At 37.6% G+C, this 23,430-nt stretch carries 21 protein-coding genes and 1 tRNA gene; 11 read left to right on the top strand and 11 right to left on the bottom strand.

Going from position 1 to position 23,430, the window contains the following annotated elements:
• Positions 1-149 precede the first annotated feature (149 nt).
• From E0W68_RS04435 to E0W68_RS04410, 6 genes are all read left to right on the top strand, one after another.
• Entirely contained in the window at positions 150-1,127 is a 978-nt protein-coding gene (locus tag E0W68_RS04435; protein WP_135218199.1) for a M23 family metallopeptidase, read from the top strand.
• Complete coding sequence (locus tag E0W68_RS04430; protein WP_135218198.1) at positions 1,127-1,456, top strand: MerR family transcriptional regulator; 330 nt, start codon at positions 1,127-1,129, stop codon at positions 1,454-1,456. Before E0W68_RS04435 ends, E0W68_RS04430 begins: the two co-directional genes overlap by 1 nt.
• 11 nt (positions 1,457-1,467) lie before the next feature.
• Positions 1,468-2,055, top strand: coding sequence for a LemA family protein (locus tag E0W68_RS04425; protein WP_135218197.1), 588 nt, complete (start codon positions 1,468-1,470; stop codon positions 2,053-2,055).
• Positions 2,056-2,058: 3 nt separating this feature from the next.
• Entirely contained in the window at positions 2,059-2,499 is a 441-nt protein-coding gene (locus E0W68_RS04420; RefSeq protein ID WP_135218196.1) for a TPM domain-containing protein, read from the top strand.
• Positions 2,500-3,300, top strand: a complete 801-nt coding sequence (locus tag E0W68_RS04415) for a TPM domain-containing protein (protein ID WP_135218195.1) — start codon at positions 2,500-2,502, stop codon at positions 3,298-3,300. It abuts the gene before it with no gap.
• 353 nt (positions 3,301-3,653) lie between these two features.
• Entirely contained in the window at positions 3,654-6,071 is a 2,418-nt protein-coding gene (locus E0W68_RS04410) for a DUF5686 family protein (protein ID WP_135218194.1), read from the top strand.
• A gap of 145 nt (positions 6,072-6,216) precedes the next feature.
• On the opposite strand, the gene E0W68_RS04405 is transcribed toward E0W68_RS04410, so the two are convergent.
• The 5 genes from E0W68_RS04405 to E0W68_RS04385 all read right to left on the bottom strand — a co-directional run bounded on the left by E0W68_RS04405 (position 6,217) and on the right by E0W68_RS04385 (position 12,519).
• A complete protein-coding gene (locus tag E0W68_RS04405) occupies positions 6,217-9,000 on the bottom strand; it encodes an outer membrane beta-barrel protein (RefSeq protein ID WP_135218193.1) in 2,784 nt (927 codons plus the stop codon).
• Between the two features lie 139 nt (positions 9,001-9,139).
• Positions 9,140-10,450: a ribosome biogenesis GTPase Der gene (der, locus tag E0W68_RS04400; protein WP_135218192.1), complete on the bottom strand. Its 1,311-nt coding sequence runs from the start codon at positions 10,448-10,450 to the stop codon at positions 9,140-9,142.
• A 129-nt stretch (positions 10,451-10,579) separates the two neighbouring features.
• A complete protein-coding gene (era, locus tag E0W68_RS04395; protein WP_135218191.1) occupies positions 10,580-11,467 on the bottom strand; it encodes a GTPase Era in 888 nt (295 codons plus the stop codon).
• 114 nt (positions 11,468-11,581) lie between these two features.
• Complete coding sequence (locus E0W68_RS04390) at positions 11,582-12,358, bottom strand: M90 family metallopeptidase (protein WP_135218190.1); 777 nt, start codon at positions 12,356-12,358, stop codon at positions 11,582-11,584.
• An 88-nt stretch (positions 12,359-12,446) separates the two neighbouring features.
• Positions 12,447-12,519 (bottom strand) — tRNA-Met (locus tag E0W68_RS04385).
• A 299-nt stretch (positions 12,520-12,818) separates the two neighbouring features.
• Between E0W68_RS04385 and E0W68_RS04380 the strand changes: the two genes are divergently transcribed.
• The 5 genes from E0W68_RS04380 (at position 12,819) to E0W68_RS04360 (ending at position 16,378) form a co-directional block, all read left to right on the top strand.
• Positions 12,819-13,382, top strand: a complete 564-nt coding sequence (locus E0W68_RS04380; RefSeq protein WP_135218189.1) for a Vps62-related protein — start codon at positions 12,819-12,821, stop codon at positions 13,380-13,382.
• 287 nt (positions 13,383-13,669) lie between these two features.
• The gene (locus E0W68_RS04375) at positions 13,670-14,299 is read left to right on the top strand and encodes a hypothetical protein (RefSeq protein WP_135218188.1); all 630 of its coding nucleotides are present in this window, start codon (positions 13,670-13,672) and stop codon (positions 14,297-14,299) included.
• Positions 14,300-14,308: 9 nt separating this feature from the next.
• Positions 14,309-14,968, top strand: a complete 660-nt coding sequence (locus E0W68_RS04370; RefSeq protein ID WP_135218187.1) for a hypothetical protein — start codon at positions 14,309-14,311, stop codon at positions 14,966-14,968.
• Entirely contained in the window at positions 14,941-15,696 is a 756-nt protein-coding gene (locus tag E0W68_RS04365) for a sensor histidine kinase (protein ID WP_135218186.1), read from the top strand. Before E0W68_RS04370 ends, E0W68_RS04365 begins: the two co-directional genes overlap by 28 nt.
• A 10-nt stretch (positions 15,697-15,706) precedes the next feature.
• Positions 15,707-16,378 carry a response regulator transcription factor gene (locus E0W68_RS04360; protein ID WP_135218185.1) on the top strand — a complete coding sequence of 224 codons (672 nt, stop codon included), beginning with the start codon at positions 15,707-15,709 and terminating at the stop codon, positions 16,376-16,378.
• A gap of 397 nt (positions 16,379-16,775) precedes the next feature.
• Here the strand turns inward: E0W68_RS04360 and E0W68_RS04355 are convergent, their stop codons facing one another.
• The 6 genes from E0W68_RS04355 to E0W68_RS04330 form a co-directional block, all read right to left on the bottom strand.
• Positions 16,776-17,345 carry a Crp/Fnr family transcriptional regulator gene (locus E0W68_RS04355; RefSeq protein WP_135218184.1) on the bottom strand — a complete coding sequence of 190 codons (570 nt, stop codon included), beginning with the start codon at positions 17,343-17,345 and terminating at the stop codon, positions 16,776-16,778.
• Positions 17,346-17,426: 81 nt separating this feature from the next.
• A complete protein-coding gene (locus E0W68_RS04350) occupies positions 17,427-19,802 on the bottom strand; it encodes a TonB-dependent receptor (RefSeq protein ID WP_135218183.1) in 2,376 nt (791 codons plus the stop codon).
• A gap of 172 nt (positions 19,803-19,974) precedes the next feature.
• Positions 19,975-20,775, bottom strand: coding sequence for a TIGR00266 family protein (locus E0W68_RS04345; RefSeq protein WP_135218182.1), 801 nt, complete (start codon positions 20,773-20,775; stop codon positions 19,975-19,977).
• A gap of 71 nt (positions 20,776-20,846) precedes the next feature.
• Entirely contained in the window at positions 20,847-21,842 is a 996-nt protein-coding gene (locus E0W68_RS04340; protein ID WP_135218181.1) for a sodium:calcium antiporter, read from the bottom strand.
• A 125-nt stretch (positions 21,843-21,967) separates the two neighbouring features.
• Positions 21,968-22,258 carry a SemiSWEET family sugar transporter gene (locus tag E0W68_RS04335; RefSeq protein WP_162845799.1) on the bottom strand — a complete coding sequence of 97 codons (291 nt, stop codon included), beginning with the start codon at positions 22,256-22,258 and terminating at the stop codon, positions 21,968-21,970.
• Between the two features lie 30 nt (positions 22,259-22,288).
• Positions 22,289-23,380: a DUF748 domain-containing protein gene (locus tag E0W68_RS04330; protein ID WP_135218179.1), complete on the bottom strand. Its 1,092-nt coding sequence runs from the start codon at positions 23,378-23,380 to the stop codon at positions 22,289-22,291.
• Between the last annotated feature and the right edge of the window lie 50 nt (positions 23,381-23,430).

Genomic DNA, 23,430 nt, shown 5'->3' with positions numbered 1-23,430 from the left:
GTTTATTTTTTTGAAATTAATTGCACCTGAAAGCCTTAAAACTGAAAAAAAGTTACGAAAAACCGTAACAATCATTAACTTTGTGCGTCTATTAGTTTTGACCTTACAGAATGGTGCAATAAGGTGCAAAAATAGAATAAATTAGCAATATGTCGAAGGTAAAATATTATTACGATTCCGAAACACTTGCCTACCGTAAAATAAAGGTTAAGAAAGGTAAAAAAATAGGTGTTGTGCTTTTGTTTTTAGTAGCTTCGGGTTTGTTTGGTTTCTTGTGTTTTATAGTACTGCTTAACACTCCGTTTTTTGAAACACCTAAAGATAAACTACAGGCACGCGAAATTGAGAACTTGAAAATACACTATGAGGCCTTGAACCGTAAAATGGATCAGGTAGATGAAGTGTTGGCAAGTATAGCAGAGCGCGACAACAATTTATACCGCACGTACTTTAACACATCGCCCATACCCGAAGAGCAGCGCAAGGCAGGTTTTGGAGGGGTAAACCGCTATAAAGAACTGGAAGGCTACAACAATTCAGATATTATTATTAATACTACCAAACGGCTCGATGTAATAGCTAAAGAATTGGTAATACAATCTAAATCGTTGGGCGAAATAGCCAAGTTGGCAAAAGATAAAGAGAAACTTCTTACTGCTATACCGGCTATACAACCCGTAAAAAATGAAGATTTGCGCCATGTAGCATCGGGTTTTGGGTACAGGAGCGACCCATTTACCAAAATACGGAAGTTTCATGCAGGGATGGACTTTTCTGCTAAAACGGGCACACCCATATATGCCACAGGCGATGGGGTAGTGAGGCGCGCCGACAATAAAGCTTCGGGCTATGGTAACCATATTGTTATAAAACATGGTTTTGGTTACGAAACATTGTATGCCCACCTTAGCAAGTATAAAGCACGAGTAGGGCAAAAGGTAAAACGCGGCGATATTATAGGCTATGTGGGAAGCACGGGCAGATCGGAAGCGCCACACTTGCATTATGAAGTGCATAAAGGCGGAAAAGCCATTAACCCGATTAACTTCTATTACGGTACTATTTCGGCTAAAGAATATGTTTTAATTTCTCAATTAGCTAACCAGGAAAACCAATCACTTGACTAATGCATTTAGACCTTCCTGAAAAACGATATTACAGCATTGGCGAACTCGCAAAGGCATTTGATGTAAATGCTTCGCTCATCCGCTTTTGGGATAAGGAATTTGACATTCTTAAACCCAAAAAGAATGCTAAGGGTAACCGAATGTTTACGCCCGAGGATGTAAAAAACCTGCAACTGATATACCACCTGGTTAAAGAGCGCGGATTTACACTGGAAGGGGCAAAAGTGCACCTGAAAGAAGGGCAAAAGAAAACCATGGATAAATTCGAGATAATTCGTAAATTAGAAGCTGTAAAAACAACATTAATCAATATTAAAAACGAACTTTAAAACACACAGATATGAACAAAAAATGGATAGGATGGGGTATAGTTATCATACTAATACTTATTGCGGTTTTCTCTTACAATGGTCTTGTAGGCGTAAGAGCCGATGCCAAAACGGCATGGGCAGATGTAGAAAGCAGTTATCAGCGAAGGAATGACCTTATCGGTAACCTTGTTAATACCGTAAAAGGAGCAGCCGATTTTGAAAGAGGTACACTTACCGATGTTATAGAAGCACGTTCTAAAGCTACTTCGATTAATGTAGATGCTGATAATCTTACCGAAGCGCAAGTGGCACAATTCCAACAGGCTCAAGGGAACTTATCAGGGGCTTTATCCAGATTGTTGGTAACGGTAGAACGTTATCCTGACCTGAAAGCCAACCAAAACTTCCTTGCTTTGCAATCGCAGCTTGAAGGAACTGAAAACAGGATAAATGTAGCGCGCGACCGTTATAATGAAGCTGTAAACAAGTATGATAAGAAAAAACACAGCTTCCCGTCGGTAATTTTTGCCAGCCTTTTCGGGTTTGAAGATATGGCACGATTTAAAGCTGATGAGGGTGCGGATAAAGCACCTGAAGTAAAATTTGATTTTAACTAAGATATGGCTGCAACCAAAGATTTTTTAACTCCCGACGAAGAAAAAGAAATAGTAAATGCTATTGCCGTTGCCGAAAAAAATACATCGGGAGAAATAAGGGTGCATATTGAAAATCATACTGAAAAACCTCCACTCGAAAGAGCTCAGGAGGTTTTTCAGCTTTTAGGGATGGACAATACTGTTGCCCGCAACGGGGTACTATTTTATGTAGGCGTTGCCGATAAAACGTTTGCCATTGTTGGCGATGAAGGTATTGATAAAGTTGTAGAAGATGATTTTTGGGATTGTACTAAAGATGCTGTAATCTCTCAATTTAAAAATGCCAAATTTAAAGACGGTCTTGTTGAAGGTATATTGAGAGCAGGAGAACGCCTGAAAAAATATTTTCCGTATGATAATAAAGGCGATACAAACGAATTGCCGGATGAAATCTCAAAAAGCTAAATGAAAAATATTACTCTACATACAAAACATATAGCCACATTATTGCTGCTCATTTTGTGCTTAAGTTCTTATGGGCAAAATGCCAATATACCCAAAAAACCATCTTTTCAAACCAGTTATTACGATTTTGATACTAAAATTTTAAATGAAAGCGAAAAGAAGAGTATTGAACAAAAGCTGATTAACTATGCCGATACTACATCTACCCAAATAGTAGTAGTAGCTGTAAATACCACAGGAGGCGAAGATATTTGGAAGTATGCTTTTGATATAGCCGATACTTGGGGCATAGGGCAGGAAGGAAAAGATAACGGGATACTGTTGCTTATTGCGGTTGACGACAGAAAGATGGCAATACAAACAGGCAGGGGTACAGAGCACCTTATGACGGATGCGGTTTCCAAGCTGATTATTGAAAATGATATTAAACCTGAATTTAAAGCCGGAAATTATTATGCGGGTATCGATAAAGGTACGACGGCTATAATGCAGGTAATGCAGGGGGAATATAAAGGTGAGAGAAAGCGTGATACAGGCTTTCCCATAGGAGCAATAATCTTTTCTGTTATACTTATTATTTTTATCATATCGGCTGTTTCCCGACGTGGCGGCGGAGGTCGTGGCGGCAGAGGGGGAGGCTATGGCTCTACACTTGCCGATATCTTGATACTGAGCAGTCTTGGTCGAAGCGGCGGTTTTGGCGGAGGTCATTCCGGTGGCGGCGGCTTTGGCGGCGGCGGTTTCGGAGGAGGCTTCGGCGGCGGCGGCTTTGGCGGCGGTGGCGCATCAGGAGGTTGGTAATTTTATACTCAGAATATAAATATAAAAAAGGGGCAGTTAATTACTGCCCCTTTTTACTGTTCAAAACTATCAAAAACGACTTGTTTTCATCATTTTTATATTTTAGATATCTTAAAATCAAAATATTAAAATGGTTGTGCCATTCATTCAGGGGGTTAATTAAAATAGTACAGCAACTTTTATCGTATATATTCAAATTAAGCTTTGCCTGCAATAAAAAGAAATTAATATATTGCTGTTGCATTGAAGTGAATGGATATAAAACGTTGGTTTACAGGTTTTTTCATGGCTTGAAATTTGTAGGGAAATATTGTTAAAAATAAATTAAACTTATTGCTTATACTGAAAAAAATATGCCGTTAAAAAAATATTTCAAAGTTCAGAGTTTACAATTACTCTTTAGTTTCTTCTTCCTGGCGTGTCCGTTGTTTCTTTATGCTCAAAATCATATCAGCGGTAAGGTTATCGATAAAACAACCGGCGATCCGCTTGCATTTGCCAATATTATTTTTAACCAAAATCCTAAACTTGGTATTACAGCAGATATTAACGGCAGCTTTTCCTATTACAGCAACGAAGAAGCATTGCACTCGCTTACCTGTAGCTATGTAGGTTACAGTAATGTGAGTTTACCTCTGTCAGGAGACGTGAAAGGTTTAGTAATAGCAATGAATTTTTCTGCCAACGAGCTTAAAGAACTTGTTATTAACCCCGGAGAAAATCCGGCTAATGCCATTATGCGGAAAGTAATTGCCAATAAAGAGCTTAATAATCCCGAAAACATAGGTTCGTTTCGTTACCGTTCTTACAATAAAGTTGTTTTCGATTTTAAGCATAAAGATGCAAATGACAGCATCAGCATGAATAGGTTGCTTAAAAATGCTCATATTTTTATGATGGAATCCGTTACCGAACGTAAATTTGTGAACCCTGATAACAGCGAAGAAGTAGTTTTGGCAACCAAAGTATCAGGGTTTAATAACCCTTCATTTGCCTCCCTTGCTACTGATTTACAACCCTTCTCGTTTTATAAAGATAATATACCTTTTCTGGATGTAAATTATCTTAACCCCATCAGCAAAGGAAGTCTTAATAAATACAGGTTTACACTACAGGATACCCTTTATACCAGCAGAGATACTGTTTATGTTATATCATACGAACCATTGCCTAAAAAGAATTTTGAAGCACTTACAGGGCTTTTATATGTTAATACAAACAAGTATGCCCTTCAAAACGTTACGGCATCGCCCCATGAAAAAGGAAAAATAGATTTAAGAATACAGCAACAATATACTTTTACACCCGAAGGATATTGGTTTCCGCAGCAGCTTGATTATGCGTTAGATTTAAAGGAGTATCCTGAAAAGGGTAAGGGGATGATGGTGCAAGGCAAAAGTTTTATTGACAGTATAGCCATAAATGTACCTATAAATAAACGAAATTTCAGAGTAGAGTCGGTATGGATAAAAGAAGATGCAGCCCAAAAAGACAGTCTTTTTTGGCTTAAGGCACGCAATATTCCTTTAGATACTATAGAACTAAGTACTTATCGTATTATTGACAGCATTGGGCAGAAAAATAACTTTGATGGTTTGCTTACCTTTATGGAAAAAGCAGTAAGAGGGAGGATTCCCATAAAATATGTTGATATTGATATAGGAAAGACACTGGTATATAACAAATATGAAGGTTTTCGATTAGGGTTAGGGCTTTATACTAACGAACGCCTCTTTAAAAAACTGGAACTTGGCGGTTTTTTTGGTTATGGTACTAAAGATTCTGAATGGAAATATGGCGGAGGGGTAAATTATGAGTTTTCCAAAAGAAATGAATTTACAATGGGGCTAAAATATCAGGACAACTTAGTGGAAATAGGGGAGCACGGGTTTAAATTTCCTGAATTTAGTTATTACGACTTTCGCAGCGTTATTGCCTATCGTATGGACAGGCTTCGTGAAGAAAGTTTTACCACAAGTTTTCGTGCTTTGCGTTATACTAAATGGAATTTAAGTTTTAATCATGCCAAAATAACTCCGAAATATGATTATGCCTTTGGCGCAGTAGCTCCTTTTATAAACCGATATACCAATACCACAATAGGAGTTAATATGCGCTTTGCCTATAAAGAAAAAATAGTACAGTCTTTCGGGCAAAATGTAACCACAGATTTACCCTATCCCGTTTTGTATTTAAATTATACCAAAGGTTTAAAAGGTACTCTTGACGGCGATTTTAACTATAATAAAATTGAAGCTGTTGTACAGCATTCTTTTTTTATTAAAAACTTAGGAAAAACAACTTTTAGGGTTGAAGGAGGGTATATTGATACACCTTTGCCCTACGGTTTACTTTTTACCGGCGAGGGCAGTTATGATAATGATATCAGGGTTATTATAAAAAACACCTTTCAAACCGTACTTCCTTATGAATTTGTATCAGACCGGTATGTGAATCTTTTTACAAGCCATAGTTTTGGCGGATTATTATTTAAATCAGGCAGCTTTCAGCCTTATATTTCTATTCACAACAATATTGGCTGGGGCGATTTAAAAAATCGGGAGTTACTGCAAGGTATCGATTTTAAGACAAAAGATAAACTTTATCTGGAAACAGGGTTGCAAGCAGACCATTTGATAAAAATGAACTATGTTAATATGGGATATTTAGGGTTTGGTGCAGGAGCTTTTTATCGGTACGGAGGGTATGCTTATAACGATTTTAATGATAATATTGTTTTTAAGCTTACCGTAGCATTTACTTTTAAATAAGAAAGGGCTGTCTCAAAAGTGCTTAAACAAGCATTTTTGTCATCCTGACGAAGGAAGAATCTCTTGTTTATTAAACAATTGAGATTCTTCACTCCCTTACATTACATTCAGAATGACACTTTTGAGGTTGCCCCTTTTTTATGTGTTAAAACCACCAAATACGGTGTGCGTCATCATCTTTTTTCTTTCCTCCGAATTTCTCGATTTTATAGGTAAGCGAGAACATTACATATCGTTTCAGTACAATGTTTTCCTGGTCGTAAACAGAGGTAGGTGTGATGGTTCTGGAAGTGCCTAAGTTTTGGTTCAGTATATCATAAACCTTTACTTTAAACAGTAACTTTTCATTTAAAAAGTTATACCCAAGGCTGGTATTCCATAGGTAAAAATCTTTTTTAAACCCATCGCCCAAGTTAGAATTGTAGGTGTACCCGAAGTCGTTACCAAATACAAAATGGTTAGGCCAGCGCGATGTGGTTTCTAAATTCAACCTGTGCGTGGTATAATTGTTTGCATCTATCGTATAGTTGGTATAATTCGTTTCATTATAACTAAAGTTGTATGAGGGGTTAACGGTAAGTAAATCGCCATACTCCCAAGTAAAGTTTACACGGGGGGAAATCCTTATTTGTTTTGCTTCATAGGCTTCGCCATTTGTAAAACCTTTATCTAAATTAAAATTACCGTTAATCCCTATATTATAACGGTATGTATGTCCTTCTCCTTTTACCGACTTACTCCAGTTACCCCCAAACCAAGTATTATAGGTTCCTGATATATTGGTATAAGTGGTTGTACGCTTGGCAGTATTACTAATCTCGGTAGTAGCTACTATCCTGCTGTCATAAAAATTGCCCCCTCCGTAAAAACTATAGCCGGAACGTGTGGCATAATCAAAATTTCTATAATTCATGTACAGAAAATGACTTTTATTAGGGTCTAAATCAGGATTACCCGTTTGGGTAAACAGTGCGTTGCTAACGTCTTCTATAGGCAGTACCTGTCTGGCTTGCGGAAAATCTACATCATAGCCATAACCCATATACACTGATTTTGTTTTTGTAAACCTGTAGTTAAAGTTTGCATCAATATTGGGTAATATATAGTTTTTCTTTACAGTATAATCATTACCTCTGTAGCTTCCGTTATTATTAAAATCTGTAATGGCTGTTCCTCCCGAAATGCTCAAATAGTATTTATTTTTGTTTAATGTTATTCCTATCGTAGGAGTAACGGTATTTATATCGGACGCCAAATAATTGGTAAGCGAGTCGTTTCTGCGGGTATATGCATCGGTTTCCGGTTCAAAGTTAAAACCATCTCGGTCTTCTATATCCCGCGCTATTCTATAATCTATCGCTGTTATTATTTTCAGCGAATCGGTAATAGGTTCGGAATATTCTAATTCAATAGTATACCTGTCGCTCAACTGCCTGTTATAGCGCACCTGGTCCCGGTTATCATTAGTTACCTCTCCCGTTTCATTGTCATAAAACGTAGTTATTGAGTTATTAAAGTTAGCACCTTCATCAATTGTGTTGTCATTATTAAATCCTACATTCAGGTAACGCCCTTTTTTACCAAACGATTTATTATAATCTAATGAGCTGCTGTAACCCTTATTATCGTTTTCAGAAAAAGTAGAACCGTTACTTTCATTAAGAAGTATATCATCCTGGTTGCGGGTTGACTCCTGCGAAGTATTCCTGTTCTTAGAATTTGCCAAGCTAAATTTCGGGTCGAAATAAATAGTAGAGGTAGAGTCAATTTTAAACTCAAACTGGGTGTTGAAGTTATGCGCATATTGTTCGTTATCAGTTGTTGATGACGATTCGGTTATTAAACTATTTCCGGTAACACCGTTGCTGTCCGTAAGGTAAGTAATCTGTTTTGTTCTGTTTCTGTTTTCAGTATCGGCACTGGTATAAAAATAACTCAGGTTAGACTCCAAATTTTTAATCCATTCATCCGCATAATTAAGCCCAACCATGTTCGATATGGTAATACCACTGCCGTTATTCCGTGCGCCATTAATAATGTTGTAGGTATTACTGTTACGCCCGCCGCCCATATTGTCGAATATTTCATTCATAGAAAACCCCGAAGCGTTAATGTTGTTGCTGGAAGCCAGTACGCTTATCTTTCGTTTGTCTTTAAAATAGTTTATCAAGCCACTGCTTTCATACCTTTCATCAGTACCGTAGCCTCCCATAAACTTACCGAATAATCCTTTGTTTTTATCCTCCTGTATGGTTAGGTTTATACTGGCATTGTTGCCGCTTGCCGCTTGCCCTGTCAGTTCTTCTTTTTTTGTTTTAGTATCGCTTACCTGTACTTTTTCTATAATTTCGGCAGGCAGGTTTTGCAAGGCAATTTTTCCGTCTTTATCAAAAAATGGTTTTCCGTTTACCAGTATCTGGTTTACTTCTTTCCCGTTTACGGTTATCTTACCCTCGCTGTCAATTTCTACCCCCGGCAGTTGTTTTATCAGGGCTTCTACATTGGCATCCGGTCGTACTTTAAATGAGGATGCATTAAACTCTAATGTATCCGATTTCATCCTTATGGGAGGTACTTCACTTTCTATTACTACCTCATTCAGTTGGGTAGATTTATCTGCCATTTTAAATGTACCAAAGTCTTTATCTTCGGTTATTTTTTCCAGCCGTTGTTTGTAGTCGGTAAAACCAATAAAAGATATTTTTAAGTCTGTAGGCTCATCTTTAACTCTTGCCCTCATTTCCCAATTCCCGCTTTTGTCAGTTAGGGTATAGTCTATAACCGTAGAGTCTTTAACGGAAGTGAGATAAACGGTAGCAGATTCGAGAGGTAAATTATCAGGGTCGGTTACTTTGCCTTTCAGCGTTACATTTTGACTAAAGCATAAAGCCGTGCATAGTAATAGAAGGAGGGTTAAGCCTTTTTGCATGAATATATTATTAGTTGGTTAAGTAAGGTTACTCTTATAAACTGCGAAATAACCGCTTTAGTATATAAAATGCAAGTTTATGAGTTACGGAGATAAAACATTAACAAAAAAACCGAAGTGTAAACTTCGGTTTTTTATATTATTTCTGACGGAAATAGATATCTATCGGTACACCTGATAGGTTAAATATATCCCGCATCTTGTTTTCAAGGAAACGTTTATACGGTTCTTTTACATACTGTGGCAGGTTGCAGAAAAATACAAACTGTGGAGTGGGGGTGGGCAACTGCATACAGAATTTTATTTTTACATATTTACCTTTTAGTGCCGGTGGTGGGTTTTGCTCTATAATAGGCAACATAATTTCGTTAAGTTTAGAGGTAGCAATACGCTGTTTTCTGTTTTCAAAAACCTCAACAGCAGTTTCTAATGCTTTCAGCAAACGCTGTTTGGTTATTGCAGAAACGAACAATATCGGCACATCGGTAAAAGGCTGCAGTTCCTCTCTGATTTTGAGCTCATAATTTCGTGTGCTCATCGTGTCTTTTTCTACCAAGTCCCATTTGTTAACCAATATAACTACCCCTTTACGGTTTTTTTCAGCAAGCCAAAATATACTTTGGTCCTGACCTTCAAATCCGCGAGTGGCATCTATAACTAAGATACATATATCACTATGCTCTATGGCTCTTACGGAGCGCATTACCGAGTAAAATTCTAAATCTTCCTTTACCTTAGCTTTACGGCGTATTCCTGCGGTATCTACCAATTTAAATTCAAACCCAAAACGGTTGTAGGTAGTATCTATAGCATCGCGGGTAGTGCCTGCAATATCAGTAACCACAAAACGGTCTTCGCCAATAAGTGCATTGATAAATGATGATTTACCGGCATTGGGACGCCCTACTACTGCAAAGCGCGGAAGCTCTTCGGCATTTTCGTCAGGCTCTTGTGCATTGGGCAACAATTCTACAAGTGCATCCAGTAAATCTCCTGTGCCCGAACCGCTCATTCCGGCAAAAGTATAGTAATCGCCCAGCCCTAAATTGTAAAACTCTATAGCATCTTTTTCGCGCATAGCGTTATCAACTTTATTTACGGCAAGCAGTACGGGCTTGGTTACTTTTCGAAGCAGTTTTGCAACCTCCTCATCCATTGGGGTAATACCTTCTTCTACATCTACTAAAAATATAATAACATCTGCCTCATCTATAGCAAGCTCTACCTGCCTGCGTATTTCGCCTTCGAATACATCATCAGACCCTTTTATATACCCTCCGGTATCAATAACCGAGAATTCTTTACCATTCCACTCGCTTTTACCATAGTTCCTGTCGCGCGTAACTCCGCTAACGGAATCTACAATAGCTTCCCTGCGTTGTATCAGTCGGTTAAAAAAAGTTGATTTGCCTACATTGGGGCGTCCTACTATGGCTACGATATTATTCATTAACTTGTTTTAAATTTTTTGCAAAAGTAAGTATAAAAAGTGATTAGCCATAAGGCATTAGCCATTAGTTAATTAATAGCGTGCAGTAATAGCTATTGGCTATTGGCTTTTTCCTATTTACTTATAAGACTATTTATTATTATTGTACCCAAAACGTTTCAGTTGATATGGGTTGCTCCTCCAGTTTTTATTAACCTTTACAAACATTTCGATATGTATTTGTTTGCCAAAGAATTTTTCGAGGTCTTCGCGAGCCTGTATGCCCACTTTTTTTATGGCAGCGCCTTTGTGCCCTATTATAATTCCTTTTTGAGTATCGCGCTCTACCATAATTACGGCACGGATGCGAATAATGTCATCATCTTCCAAAAATTCCTCTGTTTCTATCTCTACAGCATAGGGTATTTCTTTTTCGTAATTAAGCAATATTTTTTCGCGTATGGTTTCGTTTACAAAAAAGCGTTCCGGTTTATCGGTCAGGGCATCTTTCGGGTAAAATGGCGGCGATTCGGGTAATAGCTCAATAATACGGTTAAAAACTTCTTTTACATTAAAGTTTTCGAGTGCCGATATGGGGTAAAGTTCAGCATTGGGTACTTTTTCCTGCCATAGCTGTACCTGCTCTTCCAGTTGCTCCTGGCCGGATTTGTCTATCTTGTTTAATAAGAGCAGCACCGGTATTTTAGAATGAATTATTTTATTAAAGAAGGCTTCGTCTTTAAGTTCTTTCTCGCCAATCTCGACCATATAGATTAGTATATCAGCATCTTCAAATGCCGATTTTACAAAATCCATCATATTAGATTGTAACTCATAGGCAGGCTTAATAATACCCGGAGTGTCTGACAGTACTACCTGAAAATCTTCACCATTCACAATACCCAGTATGCGGTGGCGTGTGGTTTGTGCCTTACTGGTAATGATAGAAAGGCGTTCGCCCACAAACGCATTCATAAGGGTACTCTTGCCCACGTTGGGGTTGCCTATAATATTTACAAAACCTGCTTTATGTGCCATAGTATGGAAATTAAAAAACCTCTCGAATGAGAGGTTAAAATATACTGCAAAGGTAATGAAAAGATACGTTTAATAGCCGTATTTTGTTTTCAGAACCTTTTTTTGCTAAAATAATTATTCAGATTTTACTTTTTGGCGAAAGCATGCTTTCATCATTTTATACAGCTCAGGATGCTTTCTTCTGAATAAATGGGGTCGTTCAAAAAAATATTCTGAAGCTACAGCAAAAAACTCAGCTTGTTTAGTTCCTCCATATGCCCGTATATCTGATTTATCATTGTTTATGGCTTCCATTTTTTTATGAATAAGGTTTAGCCAGGGGATGGTATATTGGTGTCCCAATAATATTTGGGGTACTCCGTCAACATTCCCGTCCATTTTGTCAATTAAATGCACAAATTCGTGAATACCCGTATTGTTTTTGTCGGTAGTGTTTGTAAAACCCTGATGGAGTGCTTTTCGGGATAAAATCATTTGTTTTTCAAACCTGCCACTACCTACCAGTCCGCCAACATGGCGCGAGTCAACATTGTCGGCAAATTCAAGGTCTTCATTAAAATGATCAGGATACAGTATAATTCCGCTTAAATTGTAGTAATGCCATTCGTCAAAACCAAAAACAGGTATTACGGCACTGGATGCAACGAAGATTTTATCCAAATCTGTTATTTCAAACTGTACCCCGTCAATATATACCTCACTCAGGAATTTCATCATACGCTTTTGAAAAACGATTTGCTTTTGTTTGGGGAGCTTGCTATAAAACAGCACATTATCCAATAACAAGTCATGCCATTTTTCAGGAAAAGGCTGTGCTACCCGGCGTTTGGATTCTTTAAAGAAATAAATCCCTAATAACAATAACAATCCTAAAACTATATATAATGCCATGTATAAAAAATTACGGTATAAAAATACACAGAATTCTTTACGGGGGTATAATAAAAAACCCACCAGTTTTACTGATGGGTTTTCTTAGTAGCGGGAACAGGACTCGAACCTGTGACCTTCGGGTTATGAGCCCGACGAGCTACCTACTGCTCTATCCCGCGATGTTTGTGGTGCAAATATACAACCATTATTTATAAACACAAACCAATTTTAAATAAATTCTTCATTGTATAAGTAATTGATGTAATAGGATATTTAAATATAGGCTGTGCTTTACAAATAAGTATTTATACATAATTTAAAATCAGGTAATTATACGCAGACAAAAGTGGTTTTTTTATTTGACATTTGAAAAGTAATTATAAGTACAAATTCGATTGAGTAGCTACAATTAGCTTAATTACAAAAATGATACTTTGAGTATCTGTTAAATAATAACTAAAAAATAAACTAAACAAAAATGGCAAAAATTAAAATTAGCATTGTTAATTCTTTCAAATTAGCATGGTCGGACAAAGGTAGTGGCGGCGATATGGATGGCGCTTTTTACAACCCTATAGATATTCCGATTGGTTTTCATTCTATTGGCTCTTACGGACAGTCAAATTACGGCTCTCCGTCAGGTTCATTAGTTGTTGTTAAAGACATTCAGGATAATGTTTTAGAGCATCCGGTAGATTATAAATTAATTTACACAGATAAAGGTTCTGGTGCCGATATGGATGGTTCTTTTTGGGAACCAATTGCTCCGGATGGGTACGTAGCTATGGGCATACTATGTGTTGCTGGGTATAATAAACCAGACAACGCGGCAGTAGTTTGTTTACGAGAAGACTTGGTTGAAGAAGCACAAGTTGGCAATTTAATATGGAGTGACAAGGGTACAGGAGCTGACAAGGATGGTAGTTTCTGGGAAGTTAACGTTCCTACTGGCTCTATTAAAACAGGAACATTTGCAGGAGCAAACAACCAAAGCGGGTCTGGTGCAGTGCCACTTTACGGAATTAAACATGAAGTTCTGTAACAGCAAATACGTTTAAATATTCTAATATTAGTGAAAGGCGCCTAAAAAGGCGTCTTTTTTTTTACAATACCAAATTTATTATTTAGTTAAAATAATTATTTAAATAATATTGTATTTGTACTCCTTTTAAGACTATGATTTATCCTAATTATTAAAACGCTCTTTAAGTTATAGTACTTTATATTTTAGTTATAATCTAAATCTTGGTGTGTACATTTGTTAATACCTTCTTATATTTGCTCATACTATACAAGCACACATATTTATTAACCCAAATCAACACAATTATGACACAAAGACCATTTACCCTAACAAACCAAGCTATTAGCGACAGTATAAACAACTGGAAAAATATAAGCAGAGACGGTAAGGCTCTTGTAACTTATTTTGAGCAAGGAAATTGCTTCTTTTTTGATATATCTAACTATAGTGCGAGTAGCTCTACAGAAATTACCGAAGATATACATGCCTACCCCGGTATATATAATGATAGCTTGATTTTTATGCTGATACCCAGCCAATATGATAATGAAGCGTATGCAAAAGATATATCGCAATATGTAAGTGTTAGCCCCGTCTTTTGGAGTTTAGGCGGGGGCAGAATACCCGAAGGAGAGGCAAAACACAGAATGGAACGATGGAATAATCATTATAAAACATGGGTGCCGAAACAAGCCGAAACTGCGGATGGTATATTTTTAGCATTTAAAATTGATGCAGAAGATTTCGAAATGCCGGACTCTCAGGTTAACTTCGCACTTCGCGCCAACCTTGATGACCCGTTTGGGCACGCTATTGCCGATTTGGTAGTAACCAACAAAGATGAAACCAGGGTTTTTTATGATGATTATGTAGAACCAGTTCCTCCATTTAGTGCATCAGCATCTGTTGAGAGCTTCTACCTATTGCAGTTATAATCCTGATTAATGAAGTTTATTGAGATTCTCCAATATTTACCGAAATTTTACCCTATATTTCTTACAACAGGCTTAATTATTGGTATAGTTTCTTATAGGTATATAGACAGATTGCATAAAACTATATTTTTTTATCTGCTTGCAATGTTAATAGTTGACATTGTAAGCAGATTATTAAAATATTTTTATTTTAATAATCAAATAATGCTTCTGGTATATAGCCTGATAGAGCTTTTTGTCTTTGTACTGCTATATAGAAACTATCTTTTTTCTAAAAAAAATAAGATATTAATCTTTACTGGTTACTTAGGGACAATCTATATTATAGGTGAAATAGTATATTATTTTATTATAAATGATACTAAACCTGAACAATTTCAACCCTACGCTAAAGTAGTAGATAATTTTATTATTATTTTATTAGCACTTACATTTCTATATGAAAAGATGAATAGCTTTAAGGAATCAAGATGGGATAATTTTAGGTTAAATATAGTGGTATTAGTTTTCTTTACCCTAAATACTTTAATTTTTTTACCCTTTAATTTCTTAGTAAATGAAGCAAGTGGTATAAAATTCTATTTTTGGGCATGTAACTTAATATTAGTAGTTATTTTTTATGGTTTTTTAATAAGTGAAATATGGAGAAATGGCAGGATCCGAAAGTAATCGCGTTATGGATTGCAATTGCAATGGTACTTATTTTTACCATATTACTTTTTGTGGTTAAAATAATGCATGCCGGCTATAAGCGAATGACAGAGGCTAACCTGCGCGAAGCCCGCCTGCAACTGGAGCACCAAAAAAAGCTTTTGGAAACCAACTTACAGGCGCAGGAAAAAGAGCGTATGCGTATAGCCTCTGACCTGCATGACAGTCTTATAGGTAAACTCACCGTAATACGAATGAAAAGCCAGGTAGGAGTACCTGCTACCGAGATTGATATAATGCTGGGTGAAGGTATTGCCGAAGCACGAAGGATATCGCATGACCTGACACCGCCCTTACTGGAGCACACACCATTGCAGGAATTGATAGCCGATTTGCTTAACCCATGGAGCGAAAAGCTTAAAATTGATTATTTTAGCGATGTAAGACTCGAAGAAACATTATCGGCTAATATTAAAATACAAATGGTACGCATAGTGCAAGAGCTAATGACTAATATAATTAAGCATGCCAAAGCTGCTGAGGTAAAAGTCCATTTGCGCCATACGTCCAATTGTCTTACACTTTTGGTAGAAGATAACGGGGCTGGTTTTGATACCTCAATCTTAAAAAAAGGATTAGGGCTCAATAGTATGGAGCTGCGTATGCAGTACCTCAATGCCAAATATAGGGTTGACTCAACTATAGGTAAAGGAACCACAACCCTTATTGTTGTTCCCGCTACATAAATTACGGCTAATGGATAAAATTATACTGGGCATAACCGATGATGATGCTTTAATAGTAAGCCTGCTACAATCGTATTTACAAAATACCGAGGATATACAAGTGCTGTTTACAGCCAACAGTGGATATGAATTATTAGACAAACTTGCCGGGCAAACCATTCCGCAAATACTGCTTTTAGACCTTAAAATGGATGGTATGGATGGTATAGCTGTTACCGAACACCTCAAAATAAATTATCCTGATATAAAGGTTATAGTAGTTTCATCCCACTATCAAAAATCATTTATGGGCTTTATGGTAAAAACAGGCGTTTCGGCTTTTTTACCAAAAGGAATCTCTCCCGTTGAATTGGTAGATGTAATACGGGCGGTACACAAGCAAGGCTATTATTTTAAGGAAGATCAGCTCGAAGTACTAAGAGGGCAAATAGCCGTAAAAACACCCAAACCTATATTAAATGATGATGCGGCACTCTCTGAAAGGGAGATAGACGTATTGCGCCTGATTTGCAGGCAAAAAACAGCCAAAGAAATTGGCGATATACTTTTTATTACCCAGCGTACTGCCGAGGGGCATAAAAACAACCTGTTTGTAAAAACAGGGGCAAAAAACATAGCCGGCTTGGTAATATATGCCATACAACAGGGCATAATGAAAGTAGAAGAACTACCCCTTATTTAAACTTTATTCATCAATTTTTAGAAACACGTAAAATTACCTGATTTTATAAAACAGGTAATTTCTACCTGTGCTATACCTTATCATTTCCCCAACTTTGTATCAGGATAAGAGATAAACATAATAATATTTTTATATATAGATAAATCCTGAAAAAGAAGTCTAGGCGGGAATGTGATTCATTTTTATAGCCCCCCGAACGTTAATAAAACTTGAATTGCTAATCGGGACCCGCCTGCTTCTTTGTTTTTAGGAAAAAGAATTTAAAAATTTTGCCCCCCGGCGAATCCAGCCCAAATATTAATTACTGAACGTATTTTATTCAAATTTTTTTAGATGTGTAGAAACAGCGAGCCCTAAAGCTCGCTGTTTCGTTTATTCTCTATTTAAGTTTTTTGTATTACAGTATCTTTTTTCGTATTCTGCTTAATGTTTCAGGCTTTATACCAATATATGAAGCTATATATTGTTGAGGTATCTCTGCAATAACCTTTGGTCGCTCGCTGAATAATTTAATATACCTTTCTTCGGGGCTGTCATATATAAAAGAAACTTCCCGCTTTGTTTTTTCCATAAACAAATGTTCAATCATTTTAAAAAACATGGTATATACATTTGGATATTTAAAAATAATATCTTCAATATTTTCAAAATCAGCAGTATAGCATTGCGAGTTTTTTAAAGCCTGGACGTTTAGTGAGGAAGGTTTTTTTGTTCTCACAGCTATAAGATCTGTCATGATTGAAGGACCGAAATAAAAATTGGTAGTGCACTCTGTCCCGTCTTTCAGGTAATATCCGCGACAAACACCATCGCTTATAAAAAACAATTTATTAATCATGTCCCCTTCAGTAAAAAGGTGGTCGAGCCTTTTTACAGGTGTTGGGCTAAACAGCGCAGCAAGTTTTCCGAGTTCCTCGGTTGATAGTTCGCAGAAACGTAATGAAAATATCTTTAACTGTTCAAGCATTTTTTTATGTAATAGTCATTAAACAACAGCGTTAAGTGGGTATATATTGTTTATCAAATCAATAAAAATAATATGAATCAATTAAAACTGAAATTTATACCCGAAATCGGGGAAAAAGCCTATCTGATCGACCTGATCTACCCGATTGGTTAACCTGTTATATTCCCTTACAAACACATTTTTGTTATTTGTAACATTTTGTAAATCAATATAAAACTGGTGCGATTGTTTTTTGGTTTTGCTGTTAAACTTCATCCCGAATTTAACATCCAACCGAAGGTAGGCATCATACTGCTCGCTGTATGCCCTGACATCGTCTGTAATTTCATATCCCGCAGCAACAGACGAGGCTAAATCTACAGGAGTATAATACCTGCCTCCCGCAGTAGTAAATTTAGTATCAATAGAAAAAACATTTGTTTTTTGACTGCCAATTTTAAACTCTTTACCTCCCAGCAGGTTAAAAACATACTGGTTATTAAATGGCGAATTGCGCTCTATACCATCGCTGCCCTCATATTTACTTTCAAACAAAGAGGTAGTCATAAGCCCGTGATAACCATCGCTAAAAAACTTTTCAAGGGTAAACTCTATACCGGTGTTGTAACCTGTCCCTTCGCTTATCAGCGATGGCTTATCGGTAGAAAAACCAAAGTCAGATCCTTCGGTAAGCGATGAATAGCTGCTCGGGAACCGTTCTACAGCAGCTTTAGCAATATCCTGATAATATACTTCGGCTTTGGCACGCCATTTTTTTGCCAGTTTAACGTCATAACCTATCACGTAGTGCGTACTGCGAACCAAATCTAAATCTCTGTTGGTTTGTACCAACTCGCCGTTAATATTGGCATTCTGGAAAAGTATCGGCGCAGCAACATTTTGATGGTGTATTCCGTAACCAAAGTTTACAGAATGTATGGGGCTTATAGCCCATGTTAATGAAGCTCTTGGTTCTATCGCAAACTCTTCGTTTACTGAGAAATATTGCCCATGAATACCCCCGTTTAGCGTAAGTTTTTCCGTAAGTCGAAACTGCCCCTGCGCATAAGGTTGTATAACATCATAGGTACCATCGGTTTGGTATATAGTAGTTAAGTCAGGGTAGCCGTCATTATCATTATCGGGCTGTCGGTCTCTGTCAAAAAGGTTGGCATCCAACGAAAAATTTTCATAAAGCAGTCCGGTTCTTAATGTAAACCTCCGGCTTATTTTAGAATTAAAAAGCGTAGAGAATGTAATTCGGCTTTCGGTATTATCAACATCAGTAAAAAGTAAAGGAGTTTCCTGAGGAGTACCATAATTAAATAAACGTTCCTGCTCATAAGTACTTTTAGCAACAGATGCTCCGGCAGTAGTCCTGAGATATGATTTATCGTTGATGGTAATGGTATGGGTAAGCCCGAAAGCTCCAAATGCAGAGTAAACATCAGCGTTTTCATCTTCAGCAGCAAAAAGATCATCTTCATCGGCATCTTTTCCTAAAAACTCAATATCCGATGTTCCCCCTATACCAAACAGTGTAAGGTTACCGAAAGAAAAATTACCAAAATCGATATTAAAAGAAACATCACGATAGTTAGGTTGTGCACTTGTACCGCCCGCGCCCACAAAACCTGCCACGCCATAGCGCGCCGCGCCTATAAACGAGCCTCCTTTTTTACCCAGCGGACCTTCTGCCATAAACTCCAACCCGGGAAAAGCTCCGATGCTTGCCATAAATTCATAATCCTCGTTATTTCCTTTTCGAAAGTTAAGGTCAAATACACCACTAATGGCGTTTCCGTATTCGGCAGGGAAAGCCGATGTTAAAAAATCAGAATTAGCAAGCAGGTTGGGGTTTAATGCTGATACCGGGCTGCCTGTAGTGCCAAAGGTTGCAAAGTGGTTAGGGCTTGGCACAGGTATGCCTTCTATGCGCCACAACATTCCTGTGGGCGAGTTACCGCGCACCACTATATCGTTCCTGCTGTCATCGGCGGTAGAGACTCCTGCAAAATTTGCAGCAAGCCTTGCCACATCGCTTCTTCCTCCTGCATATCGGTTTACTTCTTCAAGGCTAAACTGCCTTGCCGATACAGTTGCCATTTTATTCAGTGCTTTTACTTTATCTCTCTCGGCGGTAATAACTACCTCCTGCAACTCATCAAAGGATTCATTCATGGTTATGCTAAGTTGCACATCCTTACCTGTTGTAACAGCAATATCGCCTACAAAAAATGCCTCATAACCAAGAAATGTTACCAATACCGATTGTCTGCCCAACGGTACGTTTTCTATTTTAAAATTACCCGATTCATCTGTAGTAGCAGTGCCGTTTGGCATATCTATAACCTCTACCGTTGCACCGCTAAGTGGCGTTTCCGATTGTATGTCGATAACCTTACCTCTTATTACACCGGTTTGTCCGTAACAAATGCATCCAGTGATGCATAAAATAACAGCAATAAAATTTTTCATGGTTTTGGGTTTTTTATTGCGACAAAATTATGCTGGCACAAAATAGATATACTTGACAAATGTCAATTAATTTAAGAAAAATCATTTTTACTGTTTTTGCACTATTATGCCATATACAACAACAGCAGGCTTTTGCCTGCTGTTGTTGTATAATATTGTAATAATAAAAAGATTAATATCGATTATCGCCGTCCAGCAGGTTGCCAAGTCCGCCTAAAATACTGCCCTCGCCACGCTGGTTACCACCACCTTGCGGTGCTGAGGCATATATTCTGCCGGCAAGCCTGCTAAATGGTAAAGATTGTATATACACTGTGCCCGGACCGCGCAGTGTGGCATAGAATAAGCCTTCGCCGCCAAACAATGTGTTTTTTATTCCGCCCACAAACTCAATATCATAATCTACCTCTTTCGTAAAGCCCACTATACAGCCGGTATCTACTTTCAGGATTTCGCCTGCTGCCAGTTCTTTTTTAGCTAATGTACCGCCTGCGTGTACAAATGCCATACCGTCGCCTTCCAGTTTTTGCATAATAAAACCTTCGCCGCCAAACAAACCGCGACCGAGTTTTTTAGAAAACTCAATGCCTATGGTTACGCCTTTGGCAGCGCATAAAAAAGCATCTTTTTGGCAAACAAAACGACCGCCATAGTGTGTAAGGTCTATAGCCAGAATTTTACCGGGGTAGGGCGATGCAAAGCTAACTTTGCGCTTATCGTGGTATTGATTTAAAAAAACCGTCATAAAAAGGCTTTCGCCTGTAAGCAAACGCTTACCTGCCGAGAACAGTTTGCCCATAACGCCCTGGCTTTGGTTACCACCATCGCCAAAAATGGTTTCCATTTGTATGCCGTTATCCATCATCATAAAGCTGCCTGCTTCGGCTACTACAGCCTCCTGAGGGTCGAGCTCTATTTCTACATACTGCATTTCTTCGCCAAATATTTCGTAATCTATTTCGTGTGATGTCATATATATTATATTTTTTTGATTGCTGTTAATTAGTTACTAAGCAGCATATTTTGTTACACCGCCATATAAATTTAAGACAATTTATATAATAATATCATATTCAGTATATATAATAACAATATAGCCAATGTATCCCATGCTAAAAATATCCTTTTGCTGCGTCCCGGTGCTATAAAGCCTATTATGGCTACGGCAGTCATGATAACTACCGCAAAAACCGAGATAAGGTTGGCGTCTGATGCATCTTTTAGTAATAGTCCTTTTGTATAAAAAATATCACCAAAGAAAAGGATAAACACATTAAAGATATTACTGCCTAATAAATTACCAACAGCCATATCTGTAGAGCCTGTACGAATGGCTATTATTGATATGGCAATTTCGGGCAAAGAGGTAGAAACTGCAAGAAACAACGTTCCTACAAACGACTCTCCTAAACCTGTATAGGCTGCAATATTTTCGGCAAAGTAAGGTAGCGCCAAAGCCGTAGCGATAATAATTAAAGCAAAACCCGCGTACTTTAAGCTTACGCTTCGCAAAGTTATTTCAGGAGATTGCTGAATGGCTTCGGCTACTTCCTCAACAGGGTGTATTTTTTGATAGTTGTATATAGAGCGCACGGATAGTAAATAAATAACTCCGAAAGAAAGGCTGATTAGTCCCATAGAGGGTGAAATGACAATATCGTCCAGATACAGCCCTAAGCCTACCAAAACGATGAGTATGATACCGAAAGAAGCTGCCAGTATATGGCTTTGCGATACCTGGCTGAAAAGTGGTTTGTTTTTGGGCATAAATACATCCATCAAAGAGAGGATGCCTAAGTTGAAGGCACAACTACCTACAATGTTACCCACAGCCAAATCGGCAGACCCTACTATAGACACCGAGCTTATGCCCACCATAAGTTCGGGTAGCGAGGTTACTGTTGACATGAGTATGAATCCTATCCAGGCTTTGCCCATGCCTGTAAGTTCTGCTAAAAGGTCGCCATAATAAGACAGTTTTTTACCTGCAAAAAATATAATGGCTGCACAAACTGCAAACCCCAAAGCATTAATATACATATAAGTTATAGGTTAACTATTATTGCCAAAAGCGAATGGGGTAAATTTATGTAAAACTATTTGAAACCTGAAAAGTAATAGGGGCAATGTCTTAAACGTTAGGTTTATTAATATGCTTGTTATTTTTATTTTGAAAAGGTTTCTATATCCTTTCGGTTATTGTAGAGCCCAATCAGTTTCATGGTGAGTATGATGCCGCATAGTAATCCTGCTATGGAATTGGTTACTATAATGGGTATATCCTTGCGCTCAATACCATATAATACCCAGAGTACCATACCCATAAAAAGGAAAGAATAGGTTACTGCCGAAAGGCTTTTTGTAGAACGGGTGCGTATTACTTTAATAGCTTGCGGAATATTTGCAACTGTTGTAAAAATTGCAGCCAATATACCTACTATTTCTATATAGCTCATAATTGTTTGGTTTTCTGTTATTGGCAGCATTTAGTTTTCGGAAGTTTTTTCTGCTTTTGCATCATTAAAATCAATAGAACCTTCAATATTATTATCAAAAGCTTTTATAAATCCGTTGCGCAGTACGTTAATAATGAGTGTCCATGTAAAGGGTTCTGTACCCTTAACGTTGCCCTTAAGCGGTATTCTGGTAGCCAGCCTGTCTTTTGGTTTGTTTTTCACAACGGCTACAGTTCCGCCTACTATAAGTTCCCATACTTTTTTAAAAAAGCCTCGCTTCTTTTCTCTTTCCGTATCGGGTGTAAGGTCTATAATTCTGATATTATCCAGAACGGGCTTTACATAGCCTGTATATTCCCGGTCTTCCATTGCCAGCTCTGTTGTAACATCAAATGTTCCTTTTTTAAAAGTAAATTTAGCATAGGCATCCGTAAAATCTTTAAGATAGGTAAGATCCATTTTTTCCAATTTAAAGTTAAAATCAAAATCAGGAACTTTTTTCAGTACATTAATTTTCATACTGCTGTTTATATGACCGTTACCGCTGGTATTAGCCGTAAGTATAATATCAGAGGGCAGTGCCGTGTCTTTATTATCTACATTGGTAAGGTTGGTTGCAAGGGCGTGTATGTTTGTAGCAGCTATGTCTATATTAGGGCTCGAGGAGTAATCAATATAATGTATTTCGCCACTATTTATTTCGAACCTGTTTATGGTGGTAGGAGAGAGGTCTTTTATGGTTTGTATAAAATCATTATCGCCTCCTGTATCAACTTCATCGCCTCTTTTTATAAAATTGATTACCGGATGTTCCACATAAAATTCGCCTGTAATCGCTCCTTTAAATAAGGATTTCCATTCAATGGAAATATCTATCGCATCTACAGCAACAAATGGCTTTGAATTACCTTTTTCAATTTTGTTTATTGCTAACGAGTCTATACGATAAGCCCCTCGGTATAAGTGGATGTCGATATTTTTTATGCTGCCCTCATAGCCTTCCAGTTTGCTCAACGCTTTGTTGGCATAATGCAAGGCAACAGGTTCGAGGGCAAAGTTAGCGATGATTAAAAATGCTATTATTGACCCAATGGTAATCCAGCGTTTTTTATGTTTCTTCATACAAGATTTATTATAGCATTAATCAAAAAAAGGAGCTTTCGCTCCTTTCT

The organism is Flavobacterium salilacus subsp. salilacus (assembly GCF_004634195.1).
GTDB lineage: Bacteria > Bacteroidota > Bacteroidia > Flavobacteriales > Flavobacteriaceae > Flavobacterium > Flavobacterium salilacus.
This window is presented reverse-complemented; position numbering and strand designations above follow the sequence as displayed.